Origin of the sequence: Shigella sp. FC1967 (assembly GCF_001743005.1) — a bacterium.
In the GTDB taxonomy this organism is placed as follows: Bacteria; Pseudomonadota; Gammaproteobacteria; order Enterobacterales; family Enterobacteriaceae; genus Proteus.
Map to the genome: position 1 here is coordinate 1 of NZ_MIIZ01000819.1, position 2,975 is coordinate 2,975.

The window sequence follows — 2,975 nt, forward strand, 5'->3', positions numbered from 1 at the left end:
TGTTAGGCATTATCACTCGTTATAATCGTATTTTAGAAAATCCAGAAAAAAACGGGGTACCTCGTGTATTTATTTTTGGCGGTAAAGCTGCATCGGCTTATTATAATGCGAAAAAAATTATCAATCTTATCAATGAATATTGCAAATTAAGATTAATAATGATGAGCGTATTAAAGATAAACTAAAAAGTGATCTTTATTCCTAATTACGGTGTAAGTTTAGCGCAACACATTATCACCGCAGCAGATTTATCTGAGCAAATATCATTAGCAGGAACAGAAGCTTCTGGTACAGGAAATATGAAATTTGCGCTAAATGGTGCGTTAACCATCGGAACGTTGGATGGGGCTAATATTGAAATTGGTGAACATGTGGGGTTTGATAATATGTTTATCTTTGGTCACAATGCACAAGAAGTCGCGGAATTAAGACAGCGTTATTCCCCTCGCCGTTATTATGATGAAGATATTGAGTTACATACTGCGCTTAATCAAATCGCTAATGGTTTCTTTAATCCCACTGATCCAGATAAATACAAATCAATTTTTGATAGCTTAATTGAATTTGGTGACCATTATCAGGTATTAGCCGATTATCGTAGCTATGTTGATACTCAAGATAGTGTTGATATTCTCTATCAAGATGAAGATGCTTGGTTGAAAAAATCCGCGTTAAATATCTGTCAAATGGGCTATTTTTCTTCAGACCGTGCAGTAACAGAATATATGCAACGAATTTGGAAAGCTTCTGCGATTACATTGTAAAAACGAAGCTAAATTTCTAAGGACAGAACAGTAACCGCGCTTTATTGCGCGGTTTTTAGCTTCTATCAGTTCAAGGCTAAATAAATTAGATTTTAATTAGGTAAGCGCAACGTCTTGCGCCTTCTAAAATATATTCAACACGTTGCAGTTCAACTCCTAGTGTTTCAGAAAAGAGCTCTTTTTCTGTATTACAAAACCCTTGGCATACTTTAGCGGCTGCACAAATTGGGCAATGATCTTCAATAAAAAGATATTCATTATCTTTTACTTGTTTCCAGTGTGCCATATAGCCTTCTTGACTACGAAGTGTAGCTAAGATATCTAAACGTTCTGTTAGTTCATCTACATCTTTTATCGCTTGTATATAGCGATCATAGCTCTGTTTTTTTTCGTGCTAAAATAATTTTATCAATCGCACTTTCACCTAATTCTTCACGAATAGTCAGTAAAATCTGAGCAGTTAATTCAGCATGAGTATCCGGAAATTGTTTCTGCCCTAATTCGGTTAAATGCCAATATTGAATCGGTCTTCCGACACCTTTTGGCTCAGTTATCGCTTCAACAAATCCTGCATTAGCAAGTTTTACAAATTGTTGTCTTGCTGCTTCACCACTTGTACCCAGACGTTGTCCAATCTCATTTGCTTGCATAGGTCCATGTTTTTTAATTAAAAATAAAATTTTGTCGCCAACCGTTCGTTGAGCAGGATAATTATATTCCAAGTTTTTTCTTGACATATTCAGCGTCTCAGTATTTATTTATCCAAGTTTTATCTTGGTAATTTAACGAAGCTATGTCGTAATAGCAATGAAAGAAGGATATTTTTTCTCATGCACCCAAATAATAATAGCCAATGGCGCGATCTTTTTTCAGGACGGAATGGTGCAATTTCTTTTGCCCTCTCTTTTGGTGTCGTGATCCATGCAATTAATATTTTAATGGCAACAACGATCCTACCTTCTGTCGTAACAGACATTGGAGGCATGACGTTATATGCATGGAATACCACGCTATTTGTAGCGGCTTCAATTATTGGCTCCGTATTGTCTGCTCGCTTACTCAGCTTATTCGGTGCTAGAGGTTCATATTTATCCAGCGCAGTCTTATTTTTTATTGGTAGTTTATTGTGTGCAATTGCACCGAAAATGGAAATCATGCTCATTGGCCGATTTATTCAAGGTCTTGGTGGTGGCCTTTTATTTGCGCTTTCTTATGCCATGGTGAATATCGTTTACGATCAAGCTTTATGGCCAAGAGCAATGGCATTAATTTCAGGTATGTGGGGTGTTGCTACGTTAATTGGCCCTGCTATTGGGGGAATTTTCGCTCAATTAGACGCTTGGCGTTATGCTTTTGGTATTATGTTACCTATTATGCTTTTTTATGGTATTTACCTGTGGTTTATTTTGCCAAAGAATGACCATAACGCTTCAAAATCAACATCACAAAGCCTACCTTATCTTCAACTGATAATTTTAACAGTCGCAGTTCTGCTGATTTCATCGGGGAGCCTCTCTTCCTCACTTACCCTTAATTTGATCAGCATTGTGGCTGTGTTTGGTTTGATTGGTGTACTTATTTTCTGTGAAAAGCGTTTTACCGTTCGATTATTACCTACCAATACATTTAAAGGGCTCTCTTTACATGCGTTGTTGTATTTAACTATTTCACTATTAGCCATTGGTATGACTTGTGAGATCTTTGTTCCTTATTATTTACAAAGCTTACATATGCAAACGCCTTTAGCTTCAGGTTATATGAGTGCATTAATGGCATTAGGTTGGACGGTTGCTGAAATAATTAGTGCGAGCTGGCAAGGGGCTAAAATGCGTTTTAGCATTTTGAGTGGCCCTATTATTGTTTTTATCGGTTTAATCGTGTTGGCGTTTGTTATTCCAAATCCAATGCTGCAATCAGAAAATGCGATTAGTCTTTTTATTATTTTATTTGCTTTGTTTTTAGTGGGTTATGGTATCGGTTTTGGTTGGCCTCACCTGTTAACTCGTATATTACAAGCAGCTTCCACGCAAGATAAGGATATTGCCGGTGCCTCAATTACTACCGTACAACTGTTTGCAACCGCGTTAGGGTCTGCATTTGCGGGTATGATAGTTAATTTAAATGGTTTCAATAGTGGTACACCTGAAGGACTTTCTTCTTCTGCATCTGCCCTTTTCTTATTTTTAGCATTAGCCCCTTAATGGCGATTTA

Annotated in this window: 3 protein-coding genes and 1 pseudogene; 2 read left to right on the plus strand and 2 right to left on the minus strand. The window is 37.0% G+C overall.

Annotation, left to right across the window (positions count from 1 at the left end):
• The first annotated feature begins 29 nt into the window (after positions 1–29).
• A pseudogene (locus tag BHE89_RS13665) lies at positions 30–764 on the plus strand (glycogen/starch/alpha-glucan phosphorylase).
• An 85-nt stretch (positions 765–849) separates the two neighbouring features.
• On the opposite strand, the gene BHE89_RS27100 reads toward BHE89_RS13665, so the two are convergent.
• Together BHE89_RS27100 and BHE89_RS27105 are read right to left on the minus strand one after the other, a co-directional pair.
• A complete protein-coding gene (locus tag BHE89_RS27100; RefSeq protein ID WP_353615130.1) occupies positions 850–1,050 on the minus strand; it encodes a helix-turn-helix domain-containing protein in 201 nt (66 codons plus the stop codon).
• Between the two features lie 85 nt (positions 1,051–1,135).
• Positions 1,136–1,501: a helix-turn-helix transcriptional regulator gene (locus tag BHE89_RS27105; protein WP_353615131.1), complete on the minus strand. Its 366-nt coding sequence runs from the start codon at positions 1,499–1,501 to the stop codon at positions 1,136–1,138.
• A 93-nt stretch (positions 1,502–1,594) separates the two neighbouring features.
• On the opposite strand from BHE89_RS27105, the gene BHE89_RS13675 reads away from it, so the two are divergent.
• Positions 1,595–2,965: an MFS transporter gene (locus tag BHE89_RS13675; RefSeq protein ID WP_128860547.1), complete on the plus strand. Its 1,371-nt coding sequence runs from the start codon at positions 1,595–1,597 to the stop codon at positions 2,963–2,965.
• Positions 2,966–2,975 lie beyond the last annotated feature (10 nt).